This is a genomic window from Deltaproteobacteria bacterium, assembly GCA_019308905.1.
Lineage (GTDB): Bacteria > Desulfobacterota > BSN033 > WVXP01 > WVXP01 > JAFDHF01.
Genome location: JAFDHF010000030.1, coordinates 1 through 17686 on the forward strand (window position 1 = coordinate 1; position 17686 = coordinate 17686).

A 17686-nucleotide genomic window follows, 5' to 3' on the forward strand; every position below is an offset into this window, starting at 1 on the left:
TATACGGGGGGACTCCCTGAATTCGGTATGTATTTTTGGCCTATCGGGGCGACTGGACCGAACGGAGAAAAACTTGATATTGCTCGCCAGCGAGGGATAGGAATACATAGTGGCCGCTCAGGCCCCCGATCGAGGACGCATGGATGTATTCGAATCAGCGATTATGCAAGTGCTTGCTTGTATGAGGGAACACGCAACGATCCCCTGACAACGATTACTATTATGGGGCGCTAATGATAGATTCAGTCTGTAGGACACTTTCCTTTGTGTTGGTGACATTATTGCTTGGCTATCAACCCTTATTATCTAACTCATCTATTCCTCATTCCTTACGTTGCGGCCAAGTAGTCAAGCGAATTGGAATATATCCATCACCAAAGGGTCGGTGTGAAGCGTCACTTTCTGTGGATCCAGTGGGAGGTTTCCTGACGTTGTCTATTAGCTCAAGAGCGGCCAAAACCCGTATGTATCTAGTTCGTGACATAACTGGAATAGCCTGGATTAGTAAACATTATCTAATATATAGTGTGAGCCCTATCTATGGCCAGCCGGGGATCTTCCTGCTTGATTGCCGTTCATTGGAAACCAAGACAATTGTCGGGCCAAGAAACATAAGCAAAGCATATCCAAACGGTAGCGATTATTTCGAGTTGCAGAGTTTTTCGAGGGATTTGAGTGGCACTATATATTTTTATTATGCTCCAGATGTTGATCAGGTGGATTTCGTTCAATTCAGAACAAACGCTTTCTTGTACCAAGTAAACCTGGACGGAACAGAATTTAGCAAGACCCGACAGAAGGAAGAAAGGCCAGAAAAAAAGGAGAGAAAAATACCATGACGACAAAGAGCAATTCCGTAATCCTGCAAAAGGCGTTCGTCGGGGCGGACATGTGTCAACCCCCATTTTGCGGACCGGACTGGGTTAGAGATTGAGGGGACGTTCGTGCAGGACGTTCAAAACCCAGCGATCAGGTGTTCCATATCCCGCTTTTTCCCCGGTGCGGCGAAGCGCGTCACGGACGGGTTGGTCTCACCAACTTACCTTGCAACTTCAGCACCTGAATGACTCAACTCCCCGATCCCAGCCCAGCACATCACACCCTTAGCACTAACCGCGTTGTTTGTTCGACTACCAGAGAGGAGGAGCTGGCAGGAGATAATGGCCGAAGGGGTGAGCTGTACTCTATTCGAAACCGATCGCCTATCTGCTGGAGTCTCAAGAGGTTCTTTTTCTCGAGCGCCTCCTCAGGCAAAGTGCCACACCTTTGGGCTCGCTGTGGTTGAAATGCTTTTTCCAATAGGTACTACAATCGATCCTCATCTCTCGCCTAGTGTGCCGTCTCGGAAATACATTGACAAAGTCTTTGGATCTTTTCCAGAATTGAATCAGCGGTTGCCGTCCAAACAAAGGGTCGACTGTTGAGATTGTAGTGTTGAACAAATTGGTCAAGCTTAGACACCAGCTCTCTGACGCTTTTGAAAGTTCCTCGACGGATGGCCCTTTGGGTGATGAGGTTGAACCAGATTTCCACCTGATTAAGCCAAGAGGCATAGGTTGGCGTATAGTGAACCTGGTAACGGGGATTAGCCGCCAGCCAACGCTTGACTTTGGGATGCTTATGGGTAGCGTAGTTGTCAACCACCAGGTGAATGTCTAAGTCCTTAGGAACGTTGCCATCGATGTGTTTGAGGAACTGCAGGTATTCTTGATGGCGGTGACGGCGTTTGCAACGGGTGAGAACTTGGCCGGTTGCAATGTCCAAGGCGGCGAACAGCGTCGTGGTGCCATGGCGAACATAGTCGTGGGTGACTCCCTCGACATAGCCGAGACCCATCGGCAGAAGAGGCTGAGTACGATCGAGGGCTTGGATTTGGCTCTTTTCGTCCACACATAAGACCATAGCCTTATCTGGAGGGTTTAGATACAACCCGACGATATCTCGCACCTTCTCCACGAAAAAAGGATCGGTGGAGAGTTTGAAATGACGTTGACGATGGGGCTGGAGGCCAAAGGCTCTCCAGATGCGATGGACGGTGGGTCGGGACAACTTGGTCTCCTTGGCTATCGAACAGACTTGGCAGACTTGAGGTCAGGTCTTGAATTATCAGTTCACCATGAACGTTGATTTAAGAGGTGCTGACCTGAAATTGCCGTGGAAATGCTTTTGCGGGTTGCGCCTTAGCCGGAATGCGACAAGCCCCCGCAGGGGAAAAAGCAAAGGAGGCCCAACCCGATGAAGAGATTACGACGTTTAGAGGTTACGAATTGAACACCGCCTGGAACCGAAGGTTTTCTGGCCCACTCCAACCGGAAAGGGTCGAGTCGAAAGACGGGTTTGCCCGACAAGACCTTAATCCTGATGGGTGACTGGTCGAGCAAGGCTGACACCGAAAAGAGCTAAAGAAACTCCGGCAAAAGTGGAGGTGTTGTTGATTCAGCCCTTGACCCCGTGAGAAGAAACAATCCTCTTGTACAGGGGAAGTCTTTGCTTTTGACAGGGGCCTCTTGATGGGTGACCCCAACTTTTGCGAACTTTGATAAATAGAAAAGGCGGTTAGGAATGGATTTCAACCGCCTCCTGATCATCTGAAAAAGTTATCTACAAGTTTTACAAATGGACGTCTCGCTCGTCCCCCCGTTTTAATTGAAAAAAGACACATGATTCCGAGGATGGCAAGCACGACACCGACGAGTCTCACCAAACCGGATCTACTCGTCAGCTGCTTCTCTCCAGGCATATCTGATAATCGGATATTCGCTGTAGAACAATCTAATCCTTTCGGCAACAGATGTGGGCCGCAAACATACGTATGCTCCGACACAAGAGATTAAGATGCTAGCCAGACGTAAGAGGTTTTTGTCAATCATGGTTTCGCTCGTCAAGATTAGTGTGACCAGTAGGTAATGTTATGGGACACCCCTATGTCAACGCCCCCTCGCTCCCAGCCAGTCATAGGCCCGGGGATAAACGGGACGTGTGGTATCTTGATGCCTCCGCCGATCTTAACTCCGCATCTCGAATTCTTTTAGCCCAAAGGGATCGATCAAATTAATTGGATCACTTTGGGCATAGCCATATAGATCGCTATCGCCACCTCTAAACGCTATAGGATCTTTTGCGGTCCATCTTCCGATGTCGGGGTCATAGTCACGGAAGCCGAACCGCACAAGGGCGGTCTCTGGATCGCACAGCCCTCCAGCAAAGCCAAATGGTATTTCGAACGGCGGATTTGTATCATTGATTATGTTCCCGAAGGAGTCATAGTCAACCCGCCCGAAGGAGTCATAGTCAACCCGCTTGACGACGTTTCCAGAGGCATCCGCACCGACCCTCAGCGAACCGACCCGGTCGTAGGCGAGATAGTGGGTAACGTTGCATCGGCAAGCTCCTCCGGGACAATTGGACTCGAGACTCGAAGAATAAATCTCTGTTTTTGAGACAAAGCACCTTTGACAAAGAGGGATGGAACTTAAGTAACTGCAGTTACAAGGTAAACCGAGACAACGATCAAGACCAGAGTCGTCCCTTTGTTTTTGTTTCTTTTTTGGGGAAGTCCACTTGCCTGGAGTGTGCCGATGTGGTATTTCTTCCGTGGGGTTGGGTCTCCTGCTTTCTTACTTTCAACCGTTTGTCGAATTGTGGCTGAGGCTCAACCCTAAAACTGCCTTTACGGCAAGTCGATCATGTTACGTGGGATAGATATGATAAACACACTATCAAGAGGAATCGGGTTTTTCTTAAGGCAGAAGCGGGATTGGAAAGTCTCTATGGCGCGAACGTCCTTGAGTCTTTTCTTCTACCGGATGGTTCTTCCGTATATGTCCGTCTATACCAGGGCATTGGGTGCCACCGGGACGGAGTTGGGGATTGTCAATAGCGTGGGAATGGCAACCGGCGGTTTGGTGGGACCGTTTACAGGATGGATGATTGACAAGATCGGTGTCAAGAAGATCTACCTAGTGGGTATCCTTATCCTTGCTATGTCGTATCTCGTCTACGGCGCAGCCCAAGGTTGGCGCATTATTATTGTCGCCATGATAGCGTACTGGGTCGGATTCGGGGTCAGCGGCCACACCTGTGCCGTGATTTGCGGCAACTCTCTGGCAAGTGAGGACCGTGCCACGGCAATGAGTCTCTGTGAAACTTTTGCCGCAGGCATACTGGGAATTACAGCCCCCATGATCGGAGCCTGGCTGGTGACGGTCTTTGGGGGAGTGAATGTCAGCGGAATCAGGCCTCTGTTCTTCGTCAGTTTTGCAGGCGTCGTGGCGACGTTTTTTCTCATACTCACCCGCCTCTCAAATAGCAGATGGACGGCCGAGGGCGAAACCGGGTCGGGTTTTCTCAAGGATTTTTCCGAAGTATTCAAAAAGGGACACAACCTGAAGAAATGGCTCGTCATCAGCTCTGTTAGCGACTTGCCGTGGTTTATGGTGGTTCCCTTTACTCAGCCCTTCGCCCATGAGATCAAAGGAGCGGACCAGTACATACTCGGTGCGATGGTCACCGGTTTTGCGGTGATCCCTCTTATAGTCGGGATTCCGGCCGGCAGGTTGGCCGACAGGATCGGGCGCAAGAAGGTGATCTATCTTATGATCCCGTTTATATGGGCTTCGAGCCTGTTGCTCATCTATGCTCCGAATTCTCTCCTTTTGGTGACGGCCGGCGTCTTGCAAGGCTTCATGTACACGAATTCGGTCATCACTGGTGCCATGACCTTCGAACTAGTTCCTGCAGAGCGAATGGGCAGATGGCTCGGGATCGTACGCCTCTGCAGGCTGTTGCTGGGTGCAGGGGGAGTCTATCTAGGAGGGGTGATCTGGGACGTTCTTGGCCCCCAGTTCGTTTTTCTCTCTGTTATCGTGCTCGACGTACTTGTCCGCATCCCGCTGCTGGCAGGGATGCCCGAGACCTTGGGGTTGAAGGTAAAATGAACCGGTGGCGCTCAGTCTGCTCCTTGTTTTTTGATTCCCGGCTTCGGCCCACCGGGTTCTGGATCCTCGGTTCCAAAATCCTTTTCCAGGGTTTCGATGATCCCCCTAGCCCTTTCCACGAATTCATCGGGCACCATGACTGAGGCCCAACCCTTTTGAGGGATGTACAGCCCATCATACGCAGTATCCGAATATCTCCGGATCAGAAAGGGAATCCCCTCCTTTTCCAGGACTTGGGAGACCATGTCCTCCTCGAATTTGTTGGCAACTGTCCCAGCCTTGGACATCCTCCAGTGTTCGATGTCAGTTTTGTCGGCCATGGCTCGCCTTTCTTGCAGGAATTCCGGATGCTCGCCTCGTTCATTCCTCTTCCAGCAGGGCTGCCAGCCTGTGGGTGGCCTTTTGAGCCTGATCGGTGTCCGGGTAATGCTCGATCACCTTCTGGAATTCCCGGATGGCATCCTTCCTGTGCAGGTTGTTCCAGTAACCTGAGAATTCGTTGTGGAAGACCTCTCCCTTCCTGAACTGAGCCTCTGCCGCCAGCTCGGAGCCGGGATAAGAGGCTATTATTTCATCGTAGATCTTCAGAGCCCGCGTGAGGGCCGGGGGGATCTCCTCTCCTCCACCGAACTGGCCATACTCCCAGAGAGAGTTCAGATAGAGGTCTGCAAGACCGAATTGAAAATCGATGAACTCCTGGAATCGTGACTTCTGCCCCCGGGTCAGCCTGATTGCCCTCTTGTAAGCCTCCTCGCATGCCTGCAGGTCCCCCGCCTTCTCGCAGGCCAGGATATATGCCCTGAGCTGGTTCGTGTCCATACCCTCAAGGCTTTTCTTTTCAAAGAAACGCGGGGCAACCCGTGGTTCTGTCTTGCCTGCACGAGGTTGCTCGGAACGCTCTCTTGCGATCCAGATCCAGAGAGAGACCACCAGGACCACGGCTGCCGAGACGCCCACGATGCTCCATCTGACTATTTTGGCCTTATCCATGCAGCTCCTGAAATCCTTCTGCCGCCGATTTACAAGCGCCCCTCCACACGTCAAGGAGTCAATAGAATCTAACAGATCTGCCCCGCTTTTCAAAGCCCCTGACGCCGTCCTCATTTACTCGCCCCGGCGTCCACCTTGACAACGCCCGCACCGGACCTATATGGTAGGAATATCGCCTCCAAGGATAGAGGGACGTTTCCTCTGTGCGGAGCGATTGAACCAGGATGGGACGGTGGAGAGTGGGTCGGACAGGATCGTTCACCTTCTCCCCTGTCGAACCCTTGCTTAGGAGCTAGAAAGGGATGCAGAGAAATCCCCGGCCGGTAGCAGAGGTGCTCCGCGGCGGGCTGGTCGAGAGCGTCCACAGGGGCTCGGTGGCTGTAGTCGATAGAGAGGGTAGGCTTCGTTTTTTCCACGGGGATCCGGATTTTGCCGCCATTATGCGATCCTGCGCAAAACCTTTTCAGGCGCTCCCCATGGTCTTATCGGGTGCTGCAGACAGGTTCGGCCTGACGGACAGGGAGATCGCCATCACCACGGGATCGATCAGCGGCCAGGACTTCCAAGAGGAGACGGTCCGAGCCATCCTGGGCAAGATCGGCCTCGATGAATCCTCATTGCAGTGCGGAACCCACAGGCCTTTCCATGTTCCCACGGCGAAGAGGCTGGACAGAGAGGGGAAGAAGGCGGGTCCTCTTCGCAACAGCTGTGCGGGAAAACATGCGGGGATGCTGGGTACATGTGTTTTCAACGGATGGCCTTTGGAGACATATATGGAACTCGGCCACCCCCTCCAGCAATGGGTTCTGGAGAGGGTTTCCTTTTTTGCAGGGGTCCCAGAAGAGAGGATTCCGGTGAGTATCGACGGATGCGGTCTTCCCACCTTTCAGGTTCCCCTGAGGAATCTGGCCTGGGCATTCGCGAGGTTGACCGGCACCGAGGATCCGGCGGTTCTCCGCATCATGGAGTGTGCCCGGAGATACCCCGAGATGATCGCCGGTGAGAATCGGATCTGCACGGACCTGATCAGGGTTTCCCGGGGCAGGGTCTTCGGCAAGGTCGGTGGCGAGGCGGTTTACGGCATCAGCCTGTTTGAGAAGGGATGGGGGGTCGCCATCAAGATAGAAGACGGGAGCCTTCGAGCTATGCCGCCCGTCGTGGTGGAGACTCTGGCGAAGCTAGGTGTTCTCGGCCAGGAGGAACTGAACGAGCTTGAGCAATACCATCACCCCAGGGTGACAAACCACCGGGGGGAGATTGTCGGGGAAGTCAGGCCGACCTTCGATCTCACAAAAGCCGATGGATCCCAGGAAAAGATCGCTCCTCAATGAGAATGACGACCTGTCGTTAAGGGGGAAAAATCCGGCTCGAACGGCCCGGGCGCCTCGACCGAACAGCCCAAATCGCAACTCATAGCCCGGTCTATTGCCGGCCTCGCACTCTCTTTGCTCCTTCAGAAGAAGGGCCTCCATGTTTCTTGACGTACCTTCTCCTTGTCTCCTTCGGGTTCTGACGACATGCCTCGAGAGAACAGGTCTCCATCGATTTCGCCCATAACCAGAATCGCTTCAGGATTCTCTCCGGATTTAGACCTCTTGCCCGCGGATGAAGCTGACGAGCCGAGGCGATAGGAGACCGTATAAGGCCGGGGGGTCACTTTCCATCAGCTCCAGGTATACCGCAATGGCCGCCTCGGTTTCGGTCTGAAGGATCGCACAATCTTCATGCCCAAAGCGATCGACCATCGCTGAACACCCTCCGCCGCACAGGTGGCGGGTCCAGCACCTCCTGCAGCTTTGTTGGTTTTTCCAGCCGAACTCCTCGCGGAAATCGCGCCTCCGCGTTGCGTCGATCCCGGTATCAATGTGCCCGAGCTTGCTTTGCCGGCGGCCGACGTGGAGCGCGCAGGGGTAGATTTCGCCGTTTGCCGCAATGCCGAAGATGAGCTCGCCTGCGGTACAGAAGAAGGCGCGTCGCGTCCTTGTGAGGAGTCCGAGGATCTTCGAGTAGAGCCGGATGTCGAGAGGCTGGCGGCCGTTCCGGAGCTCCCCGATATAGTGATCTACAAGTGTACCGGTGAGGTCTTCCAGATAGGTTTTCATCCCCGCCGGGTCCAGCGACAAGGGGTCATCCGCCGTCAGTCGGACATGCTCGGCCTTGATAGAATCAGCACCAAAGTGTTTGGCCATCTTGAAGGCATCGCTCAGCGTGAGTCCATCCCGGATGACCATGCTACAGACCAGCCGAATCCGCTTCTTGGTGAGCAGGTAGGCGAGATTGCCGGCGATGCTGTCATAGCTATCCCCGCCGTCCCGATACTTGCGGAGAAGGTCGTGTCGTTCTTTGTCGCCGTCGATGGACACGATGACAGAGAAGAGGTTCTCGTCCATGAAATCGGCTTTCTCACGGTCGAGGAGGGTACCATTGGTCGTGATGTGAAACCGAGCCAGGGTGCCGGTCTGGCCAGCCTTCTTCTTGGCACGAGCGACGATTTCTCGAATTACGCCGAAGTTGAGGAGCGGCTCGCCGCCATAGAAGTGATAACCGTAGCCGAGAAAGCCTGGGAAAAGGGCATGGACCCGGTGACAAGCCTATTAGCCGTCTGCGACGTCATCCTGCCGATAGGCTTCTCCTCGTAGTCAAAATATCCCTTGTTTACGTAACAGTAAGGGCAGCTCAGATTGCACCGCTGTGCGACGTTGATCATGCACGTCACCTGAGCGTGTGACTCTCGAAGCACGGCCTGCTGTGGGCTTTCTCCAGGGGGCAGGAGGAAGCGCCTCTCGACGAGGAGCGCCAATCTTTCGGTGATCCCTTTAGGACTGGCTCCTTTGGAAACGGCACGCTCCACAAGAGCCTCGACGGTGAGATCACGGTTCGCCAGGCAGAGTAGGAGGCGGTCAAGGGGGTCGGACCGCAGGACCGTGAAGGCGTTGACATCGAAGAGGTACCAACGCCCACGAGCCTTGAAGTGATGGTGCTCGACGGCCTTTATCACAGATCGTTTGTGATGCACAAGACCGTGCCCGCAAGATGTGCGAGCTGGGCTTCGAGCAGCGGCAGCGAGGCCTCCAGCTTCTTAAGCGATCTGCGATCCCGTGCCGTCAGGGAGAAGCCCAGCACTCTCTTTGGGTTTCTGAACAGTTTCTTACGGAAAGTCTCATCAAGCAGGGCCTTGGTGATAATCTCGCGGCGCAGCTCTTCTTGTTCACGTGCCGCTTCGCTGCCACTCCTCCTCCTTGAACAATCCACCCTCCTCGGCATTGTCGATTCCTCCCTGGACTATGATCTGAATTGCACGGTCCTAGTTCCACTTCTTGAGAGAACACCTTGATCGGAGATACCTCATAGTAGATGCCGGCGAACCTCTTCTGTCAAAACAAAGGGCTATGGTGCTACGACAAACCCGAGTGACACTCAAGGGTCCAGCTATCTGGTTGGAGTTCCGAAAACAAAGAGAGGACTTAACCCCCCAAGGTGGTTTGCCTGCTTCCCAGTGATGAGAACCCGCTTTCGGATGGGATGAGGCTAACACGTGACAGGCCGGTGAATCAAGAAAAAAATCCACGGCGTGTCGGGGTCTTGGGTTGCGGATAGTCCGGCTCTTTGTCCGGGTGGTTCTCAAAGGGCTGGGCCCGGGAACCAGGAGGGGGGCTTTTTGTCTAATCCGATCAAGCCGTCCGGGAGTAGACTCGGTCTTTTTCCCAGTGAGAGTTTGCCCCGAGCCGGAAAAACTCCCGGTCGACCCGGAGGCAGGCCCTGATCCCTGGCACTGCCGTCATGGGCTCCAGCCAAATTTTTCCTTGACATTGGATTTCTCCTGCCTTATAAGAGCTGTATCGTATCGTAGCTTCTTTGTTTATGATCAGATCACACCGGTCCACTGCCCCTTCGATCGGTTGAGAAGCCATGAAAGAGAACCCCATCTACGGCTATCATGGAAACCTCCTCCGAATCGACCTCTCCCGGAAGACCTCAGAGTCAGAGCTCCTCGATCCGGAAGACCTCCGGCTCTTTCTCGGGGGGAGGGGACTCGGCGCTGCCCTGCTCCTGAGAGAGACTTCCGGGGGGATGGATCCGCTGAGCGAGGAGAACCCCCTGATCTTTTCGACCGGTCCCCTGGTAGGTACGGGGGTGCCGGGAAGCAACCGCTTCGTCCTCCATACGAAATCCCCCCAGACCGGTCTCTATCTGTTTTGTGTGGCAGGCGGGCATTTCGGGAGGAAGCTGAAAAAGACCGGCTTTGACGTGATTCTAATCCAGGGGAGATCCGAGAAGCCGGTCTATCTTTTCATCGACGAGGACCGGGTGCGGTTCAGGGAAGCGGGTCACCTCTGGGGGGTTGACACGGAGAGGACCCAGGAGTTCATCCGCCGAGAACTCAGGAAGGCTGATCCGGGGATTGCGTGCATAGGACCGGCTGGGGAGAACCGTGTCCCTTACGCCTGTATCATCACCGAGAGGAGGGCTCTCGGGAGGGGAGGAGCAGGGGCCGTCATGGGGTCCAAGAACCTGAAGGCCCTCGTGGTTGAAGGCCGCAAGAGAACGCCCGTTGCCGATCAGAGACGTCTCAAAGATTCCTTTCGCCGGGCAATGGAAGAACTCGGAACCAACCCGATGACCTCTCAGGTGCTGAAGAGATACGGAAGCGCGAGCACCCTGGCGACCCTGATGGGGGTCGGTGTCCTGCCGGGTAGAAACTGGAGCGGGGCGGCCCTGGAGGAGGCCGAGGCGATCACCGCCGAGGAGCTGAGAGACCGCTTCCTCGTGATGGATACCGACTGTTCGAGCGGTTGCCCTATCAGGTGTTCCAAGATATTCATGGTGAGGGAGGGCAGGTGGGCCGGTGCCTTGAGCGAGGGACCGGATTACGAAACCCTCTACGCTCTTGGCTCCTGTTGCGGCATCTACGATCTTGCCACGATCATCCAGGCCGATTCGCTCTGTGACAGGTGGGGGCTGGATACGATCTCCACGGGAGTGAGTATCGCCTTTGCCATGGAATGTATTGAGAGGGGGATCCTGGATCCGCAGAGATACCGGACAGGGGAACTGCGGTTCGGAAACTCTGAATCGGTAGTCGAGCTGATCAGGGACATCGCCATGAGGAGGGGCTTCGGGGATGTCGTTGCCCGGGGGACTCGCCGTATGGCCGAGATCCTCGGCCAGGGGTCCGAGCGATTCGCCATGCATGCCAAGGGAATGGAACTCGGAGGTTACGATCCCAGAGGGCTGAAGGGGATGGGCCTGGTCTATGCCTGCGGCCCGAGAGGAGGGTGTCACCATTCCGGGGGATTCACGGTCTTTCCCGAGATCCGGAGCCCCGGCATAGACCGGTTCGCCGAGCGGGGAAAGGCGCCTCTGGTTGCCGGAACGAGGAACCGGAGGGCATCCCTGTGTGACTCCGGACTTGTCTGTGCTTTTGTAGCGGTCGGTTTGAGCGACGCCACGGCGACCGGCCTTCTGAGAGCCGTCACGGGCGTGGGGTATGAGCCGGGCGACCTCTTTACCATCGGTGACAGAATCAGTTGCACGGAGCGGGCCTTCAATTTCCGCGAAGGCCTGAGAAGGGAGGACGACGTATTGCCCGGCCGTCTGACCGAGGATGTTGTCAGCCGCGGTCCCAGCCATGGCCACAGGATCGATGACCTGGAAGCCATGAAGGACGAGTTCTACGGTTTTTGTGGCTGGGATCTTAAGACCGGAGCCCCCACAGGCCGGAAGCTCAAGGAGCTCGGCATCGGCTGGGTGAAGAGGTACCTTCCCGATCAGCCAGGCCCTGGTGATCGTGGATCATGAGGGATGGGGAGTTTTCTCCCCTCTTCCGGCTATGGCGGGACTCACACCAGAGAGGAGGTGAGAAGAGTGGCAGGGTACATCAGGAAAACCAGGAAGTGGTCGGTTACGTGGTTGATCATCTGGGCCATCATGTACCTTTTGGTGATTCTGGCTTACCCCAGGAATCCCTCGATATGGGGCGGATGGCTGCCCAGCTCGCTGGTGACCACTTTCGGGTTGATGGTTGTCGCTTTTGTGCTGGGCAAGATCTTCTGCAAGCAGCGGTTTAAGTCATAACCCGGCCAAGGGAAGAGTCTTTGAAGACGCCTGACCAAGGGGTTCGACGATCCGTGAAAGGAGGGGCAAGATGGGAGAGACCATCATTCCGGTTGTCATTATCGGCGCCTATATGTTTGTCTGCCTGCTTGTCGGATACCTCGTCTTCGGAGAGGAGCGGAAGCGAGGAACCGCATGGGACGCGAGCGAGTACTTCATCGGCCAGCGGACCATAGGCCCGATCCTCGGGGCCATGACCTATATCTCGACGGTGTTCAGCGCCCTGGTCTTTCTGGGAGCTGTGGGGATCTATTTTGTCCTGGGAATAGGGTTCAACGTATTTCTTCTGAGCGAGATGCTTCTTGTGGCCGTCTTCGTACCCACGGTGGGCTATATCTTCTGGAACCTGGCCCACAAATACGAGTACGTCACACCGGCCGATCTGGTGGCCCATCGCTACGGCAACAGCAGGGCCGTAAGGGCCATCGTGGCCGTCAATACCATCGGGTTTATGCTCTTTTTCATGGCCGCCCAGATCGTGGGGATTTCCTATATTATGCAGACCATCACGGGTGGATTCCTGAGTTACACCTGGGCGGTGATCCTCATCTCGGTGGTCCTGGCCGTGTACATCGCCCTCGGCGGGTTCAGGGCCGTCGTGTGGACCGATGCGATCCAGGTGATCATTCTCGGGGTCTGTGTGGTCGGGACTTTCCTGATTCTGAGCTGGCGGTTTGAATGGGGTGATATCTTCAATAAGGTCCAGCAGGTTCGGCCTGCCCTGTTCAGGGCTCCTGGCCCGGTCCCGGTCTTTTCCATGAAGATGTGGTTGAGCGAGCTCTTTGTGATCGGCCTTGCCTTTGTATTCATGCCCCAACTCTGGGTGAGGATTTATGCGGTGAAGAGCGAGGAAGGCCTGAGCAAGATCGTAACCTACTTCATCGGCTGGACCACTGTGATCTTTTTTATAGCCTTCTTTCTGGCCGTAGCGGCGGCACCTATCATAAAGGCCCTCTTTGCCGAGGGAGAAAAGATCATCCCTGCAAAGATAGTCATGAAGCTGATGTTTAAGAACATGCATCCCTGGCTCGCCGCCACCCTGCTGACCGGCGCGGTGGCAGCCACGATGTCCACCGTGGATTCGGTGGTATTGGCGATCAGCTCCATCCTGACCGTGGATCTATATGTCAAGCAGTTCAATCCTTCCATGACACCCGAAAAAGAGGCCATGATGGGCAGAGTGATAAGTGTCGTCCTGATTCTTTTCATGGCGATCCTCGCCTTCTACCCCCCTGGCCTGCTCTTTTCCTCACTGATCGATTTCACCTATCCCGGGTTGGTTGCAATAGTCCCTGCAACGATCCTGGGTATGTATTGGAGAAGGGCGAGTACACCAGCGGCCATCGCAAGCATCGTGGGGGGATCTCTGGCGGCCATCTATGTGCTCACTCACAAAAACCCCATGGGCCTCTATTCCGGGTTCTGGAGTCTCCTGGTGGCTCTGATTATTTTTGTGGTCGTCACCCTGGCGGTTCCGTCCAAGGAAGAGACATTCATTCCCGACACGGTCACATCGACCTGATCCGAGAGGAAGAGCGCCCTGTGGGCTTGAGACCGGTCGGCCGGGTTCCGGCTGGAGATTTTCGAGGACGATGCAGGCTTTCCGGGGCAGATGGTTTGAAGCCCTGATTTGGAGTGACCCGCATGGTTGAAGAACAGATTGTCCGGATCGGGCAGAGAATCAAACACCTGAGAAAGGAGATGGGTCTCTCCATACGGGAAGCGGCGCGTCTGACCGGTACTTCCCCGGCCACTATTCAGAAGATCGAGTCGAACGGGATGGTCCCTTCGATTGCGATTCTCATGAGAATCGCCCAGGGATTGAGAAAGAACGTGAGTTTCTTCCTGGGCGAGGATGGCGAGTCAAAGGAGGTGGTTCTGGTCCCACGGGATGGGCGGAATGTGGCCTATGTTCCAGCGTCGAGACTGAAAGTGGAGGACCTTGGATCCGATATTCTCGACGCCAAGCTCGAGGCCACGCTCCTGACTATCGAGCAGGGAGGGAGAAGTGGAAAAGATCCGTTGATCCACGCAGGTGAGGAGGTGAAGTACTGTCTGGAGGGGAGGATCGCCTATTACATCGATGGTAACGAGTACCTTCTCGGGCCGGGTGACTGCATCCACTTCAAGTCCGATAAGCCCCACTTCTGGAAGAACGTCGGCCAGGGCCGGGCGAAGATTCTTTCGATATGCACGCCTCCGCCTTTCCGCCGTTTGACACGATAGAACGGCGGACGAGGAGGGGCCACGGGCCTCGGGGTTCTCTGTCCCCGGGGTATGTGAAGGGCAGGTGAAGAATTCCACAAGAAAGGAGGTGATTCGTTATGGCAGGTTGGAGTACGGCTAAGGCTCGGCTGAAGACCCTCGGTGCCAAGGACATCGCGCTCATCGCCGTGTTTAGCGGTCTGGTATTCGTTCTCACCATGTTTGCCATTCCCATGCCCGCCGGAGGTTTCTGGCACTTCGGCAATGCGATGATAATTCTTGCGGGTTTGATGTTCGGGGGGCTGGTTGGCGGGCTCTGCGGTTCAATCGGTGCCACTCTGGCCGACCTGGTCCTCGGGTACGGCATGTGGGCGCCCTGGACCGTTTGGATAAAGTTTTTCGTAGGGTTCCTGCCAGGCATCGTTTCAGACGGAAAGTCGGTGCCTCGGACCGTCCTGGGCATCTGCCTCGGATGGTTCGCCAACTTCATTCTGTATGCGATTGCCTATGCGGTGCTTTTGGGGTGGCCGGCGACGCTCCAGTGGCTTTCGGCCGATGTCCTGGTGATTGCGTACACTATCGGCGCTCCCCTGGTCGTCTGGCTGGCCCTGCGCAAGGGGTTCCCCCGGATCTTCGATTACAGGGAATCCGTGAAATCGACTCTGGCGATCTATTTCCAGAGGACGGCGCAGGCGCCTGAAAAGGCAGCCGAATAAAGGAGCCTTGACAAACCCGAGGGGAGCCTGCCGGGCTGGGTGGCTCCCCGCAGGGGAAAAGAGAGAAGAGGGCGCTGATCAGGAATGTCCGGCAGGACCATCGTAAGCATTGAGAATCTGAGCTTCAGCTATCCCAGGGTGATAGAGCCGCTCCTCCGCGACATCAACCTCAAGATTTACGAGGGGGAACTTGTAATTATCACGGGCGCCAATGGAAGCGGAAAGACAACCCTGGGAAAGTGCATCAACGGTCTGGTTCCGTATTCCACGGGGGGGGTCTTCAAGGGGAGGGTCGAGGTCTGCGGAGTAGGCACCCTGGATAAGGACGTCAGCGAGCTTGCCCTCTACGCGGGATTTGTCTTCCCCAACCCCGAAGATCAGCTTGCCACACCCCAGGTGGAGACAGAGATCGCCTTTGGCCTGAGCAATCTCGGTATCCCGCGGGAGACCATCTTCGAGAGGGTGGATACGGTCCTGGATCGGCTGGCCATCACCCAGCTCAGGAAGGAGTCGACCTTTAACCTCTCCACCGGGCAGCAGCAGATGATCGCCATTGCATCCTGCCTGGTGATGGAGCCGAGGGTACTGATCCTGGACGATCCCCTCTCACATCTCAACCAGAACACCTCTGACAAGGTCATCGAGATAGTGAGGGAACTGAAGGCAAAGGGGACCACCATCCTCTGGATATCCCAGAACATGTCCGAGATGTTCGGATACGCCGATCGCGTGGTGCTCTTGGAGAGCGGAAGAATCGCTTTCACCGGATCACCCGAGGCGATGTGTGACGAGATCGACTTCGGCAAGAGCCCCGTCATAGCTCCCCAGTACGTGGAATTCTCCCACGCCCTTGTCAAAGCCGGTTTCGCGGACGGACTCGTCTCCCCCGACCTTGAGAAGACCGTTGAAAAGCTGAAGGCGCTCATGCCGCCCCGCGGGCGTGCCTCGGAAAGGAAAGGGGACAAGCCGGTAGGAGGGAGGCAGGGATCGGCCCCCCTCATTCGGTTCGACCATGTGAGCTTCAGCTATCCGAATGGTTTCCAGGCCCTGAAGGATATCAACCTGGACCTCCATGAAGGCGACTTCGTTCTGCTTTCCGGCTGGAACGGCTCAGGCAAGACCACCCTGGCAAAGCATGTCAACGGGCTGCTGAGGCCCACCGAGGGGACGGTGCTTGTCGGTGGCGAGGACATTTCGGGTAAACCCACTTCCGATCTTGCCAGGGAAGTGGGTTTTCTTTTTCAGAACCCAGACCACCAGCTTCACAAGCCGACCGTGAGAGAGGAACTCCTCTTCTCCCTGAAGAACTTCGATGTATCCGAGCAGGAAATGGGAGAGAAGCTGAGCGAGGTTTCAGAAAGATTCGGCCTCGGTCCGCTTCTCGATCGGGCACCCCAGGAACTGAGCGGTAGTGAAAAGAAGCGGGTCACAGTGGCCTCGGTCCTGATCTATGAACCCAGGGTCGTGGTGTTCGATGAAGCCACGGCGAACCTGGACAGAAATCAGACCCGGAGTATCATCGAGATAATCGAGAAATACTTCGATGAGACCAGGATTATCATATCCATCTCCCATGACATCAGGATGTGGGCGGATTCAGACAAGCTGAATCGGGTCGTAATCATGAGGGACGGAGCCGTCGTGGACGATGGCGCTCCGGAGGATATCCTGTGTAGTCCTGAGACCATGGACTACCTCTACGGCAACCTCCTCCCGGTCACCCGGATCGCCCGGTCCCTGGGCGACAGAGGAGTGGCGCCTACCCACTACAGGACAGACACGCTGGTCCAGGAGATCAGCAGACTCGCGAGGAGCGCGTCCAGTGCCGCTGCCGAGTGACAAGGTCATCCGAGAGATACTTGGCAAGAAGGGGGAGACCTGGCTCCACATGTTGGACCCGAGGGTCAAGATCATCTGGTTCGGCCTTATGTTCGCCACTGGTTTTATCATTCTGGACAACGTAGCCGCCCTGTTTCTGCTTTTCCTCTATATATTGATTCTCGGCCGACTGGCCGGTGTGACCCAAAAACAGATGACCATGATAAAGATCGTCCTCCCCCTTTTCGTGATCGTGGTCTTTTTCAATATCTTCCTCCTGCCCATTGTCCGGGGTTTGGAACAGAAGGTTATTGTAGAATTCCCTTTCAAGTACCCGTGGTACTATCTCTCGCCCCATCGATTCTCCCCTTCCCCCGTAGTCATAACCAGGGAGAGCCTCTATATGGGAGTCACCCGCGGAATGGTGCTTCTCACCTTCAGCGCGGTTGCCTCCCTGTTTATCCTCCTCATCGAGGTAACCGAGATGATCGAGGGCATGATGCTTTTGAGGGTTCCCTACAAGCTGGCTTTCACCTGCGGTCTTGCCGTGAACTATATTCCGGTACTCTTCAACGACCTTTCGACCATCGCCGAGGCTCAGAAAGCCCGCGGACATCGCCTGGACAAAGGAGGGACCCTGTCGAGGTTGAGGGCGAGCGTCTCTCTCCTCCTCCCGGCCATCAACTGTGCCTATATCAGGGCCGGCAATATCGCCGACTCGATGAACGCAAGGGCTTTTGGGGCCAGGGCCGAGCGGACCACACTGGTGGAGAGAAGGTTCAAGAACGGGGACTGGTATTTCTTGATCGCCAACACCGGCATTCTCTGCGCGGGTATTCTGGTCAATCTGTTTGGAGGCATGGGGATTTTCATTCGTTTCTAGTCACCTCTACGGTCTGGTCGCGT

The 17686-nt window shown here is 55.5% G+C and carries 16 protein-coding genes and 1 pseudogene; 10 read left to right on the plus strand and 7 right to left on the minus strand.

What is annotated here, in order from left to right:
- Positions 1-431: 431 nt before the first annotated feature.
- A complete protein-coding gene (locus JRJ26_11050) occupies positions 432-839 on the plus strand; it encodes a hypothetical protein (GenBank protein ID MBW2058022.1) in 408 nt (135 codons plus the stop codon).
- 490 nt (positions 840-1329) lie between these two features.
- Here JRJ26_11050 and JRJ26_11055 read toward each other — a convergent pair.
- Positions 1330-2070 (minus strand): annotated as a pseudogene (locus tag JRJ26_11055) (IS630 family transposase).
- Between the two features lie 935 nt (positions 2071-3005).
- Positions 3006-3587 carry an RHS repeat-associated core domain-containing protein gene (locus tag JRJ26_11060; protein ID MBW2058023.1) on the minus strand — a complete coding sequence of 194 codons (582 nt, stop codon included), beginning with the start codon at positions 3585-3587 and terminating at the stop codon, positions 3006-3008.
- A 183-nt stretch (positions 3588-3770) separates the two neighbouring features.
- On the opposite strand from JRJ26_11060, the gene JRJ26_11065 reads away from it, so the two are divergent.
- A complete protein-coding gene (locus tag JRJ26_11065; protein ID MBW2058024.1) occupies positions 3771-4937 on the plus strand; it encodes an MFS transporter in 1167 nt (388 codons plus the stop codon).
- A gap of 11 nt (positions 4938-4948) precedes the next feature.
- On the opposite strand, the gene JRJ26_11070 is transcribed toward JRJ26_11065, so the two are convergent.
- Positions 4949-5257 carry a DUF2007 domain-containing protein gene (locus tag JRJ26_11070; GenBank protein MBW2058025.1) on the minus strand — a complete coding sequence of 103 codons (309 nt, stop codon included), beginning with the start codon at positions 5255-5257 and terminating at the stop codon, positions 4949-4951.
- A gap of 40 nt (positions 5258-5297) precedes the next feature.
- The gene (locus JRJ26_11075) at positions 5298-5927 is read right to left on the minus strand and encodes a hypothetical protein (GenBank protein MBW2058026.1); all 630 of its coding nucleotides are present in this window, start codon (positions 5925-5927) and stop codon (positions 5298-5300) included.
- A gap of 302 nt (positions 5928-6229) precedes the next feature.
- On the opposite strand from JRJ26_11075, the gene JRJ26_11080 reads away from it, so the two are divergent.
- Entirely contained in the window at positions 6230-7258 is a 1029-nt protein-coding gene (locus tag JRJ26_11080) for an asparaginase (protein ID MBW2058027.1), read from the plus strand.
- A gap of 255 nt (positions 7259-7513) precedes the next feature.
- On the opposite strand, the gene JRJ26_11085 is transcribed toward JRJ26_11080, so the two are convergent.
- The 3 genes from JRJ26_11085 to JRJ26_11095 all read right to left on the minus strand — a co-directional run bounded on the left by JRJ26_11085 (position 7514) and on the right by JRJ26_11095 (position 9191).
- Positions 7514-8317 (minus strand): SPASM domain-containing protein, encoded by an 804-nt coding sequence (locus JRJ26_11085; GenBank protein ID MBW2058028.1) that lies wholly within the window; start codon positions 8315-8317, stop codon positions 7514-7516.
- A gap of 110 nt (positions 8318-8427) precedes the next feature.
- Entirely contained in the window at positions 8428-8943 is a 516-nt protein-coding gene (locus tag JRJ26_11090; GenBank protein ID MBW2058029.1) for a hypothetical protein, read from the minus strand.
- Positions 8922-9191: a hypothetical protein gene (locus tag JRJ26_11095; GenBank protein ID MBW2058030.1), complete on the minus strand. Its 270-nt coding sequence runs from the start codon at positions 9189-9191 to the stop codon at positions 8922-8924. The genes JRJ26_11090 and JRJ26_11095 overlap by 22 nt, the downstream gene beginning before the upstream one ends.
- A 645-nt stretch (positions 9192-9836) precedes the next feature.
- Between JRJ26_11095 and JRJ26_11100 the strand changes: the two genes are divergently transcribed.
- The 7 genes from JRJ26_11100 (at position 9837) to JRJ26_11130 (ending at position 17663) form a co-directional block, all read left to right on the plus strand.
- Complete coding sequence (locus tag JRJ26_11100; GenBank protein ID MBW2058031.1) at positions 9837-11726, plus strand: aldehyde ferredoxin oxidoreductase family protein; 1890 nt, start codon at positions 9837-9839, stop codon at positions 11724-11726.
- A 66-nt stretch (positions 11727-11792) separates the two neighbouring features.
- Positions 11793-12002, plus strand: a complete 210-nt coding sequence (locus tag JRJ26_11105) for a hypothetical protein (GenBank protein MBW2058032.1) — start codon at positions 11793-11795, stop codon at positions 12000-12002.
- Between the two features lie 70 nt (positions 12003-12072).
- Positions 12073-13563: a sodium:solute symporter family protein gene (locus JRJ26_11110; GenBank protein MBW2058033.1), complete on the plus strand. Its 1491-nt coding sequence runs from the start codon at positions 12073-12075 to the stop codon at positions 13561-13563.
- A gap of 122 nt (positions 13564-13685) precedes the next feature.
- Complete coding sequence (locus JRJ26_11115; protein MBW2058034.1) at positions 13686-14267, plus strand: cupin domain-containing protein; 582 nt, start codon at positions 13686-13688, stop codon at positions 14265-14267.
- 98 nt (positions 14268-14365) lie between these two features.
- Positions 14366-14962 carry an ECF transporter S component gene (locus JRJ26_11120; protein ID MBW2058035.1) on the plus strand — a complete coding sequence of 199 codons (597 nt, stop codon included), beginning with the start codon at positions 14366-14368 and terminating at the stop codon, positions 14960-14962.
- An 84-nt stretch (positions 14963-15046) separates the two neighbouring features.
- On the plus strand, positions 15047-16801 hold the full coding sequence (locus JRJ26_11125) for an ABC transporter ATP-binding protein (GenBank protein MBW2058036.1): 1755 nt from the start codon (positions 15047-15049) through the stop codon (positions 16799-16801).
- Entirely contained in the window at positions 16785-17663 is an 879-nt protein-coding gene (locus JRJ26_11130) for an energy-coupling factor transporter transmembrane protein EcfT (GenBank protein ID MBW2058037.1), read from the plus strand. The genes JRJ26_11125 and JRJ26_11130 overlap by 17 nt, the downstream gene beginning before the upstream one ends.
- The last annotated feature ends 23 nt before the right edge of the window (positions 17664-17686 follow it).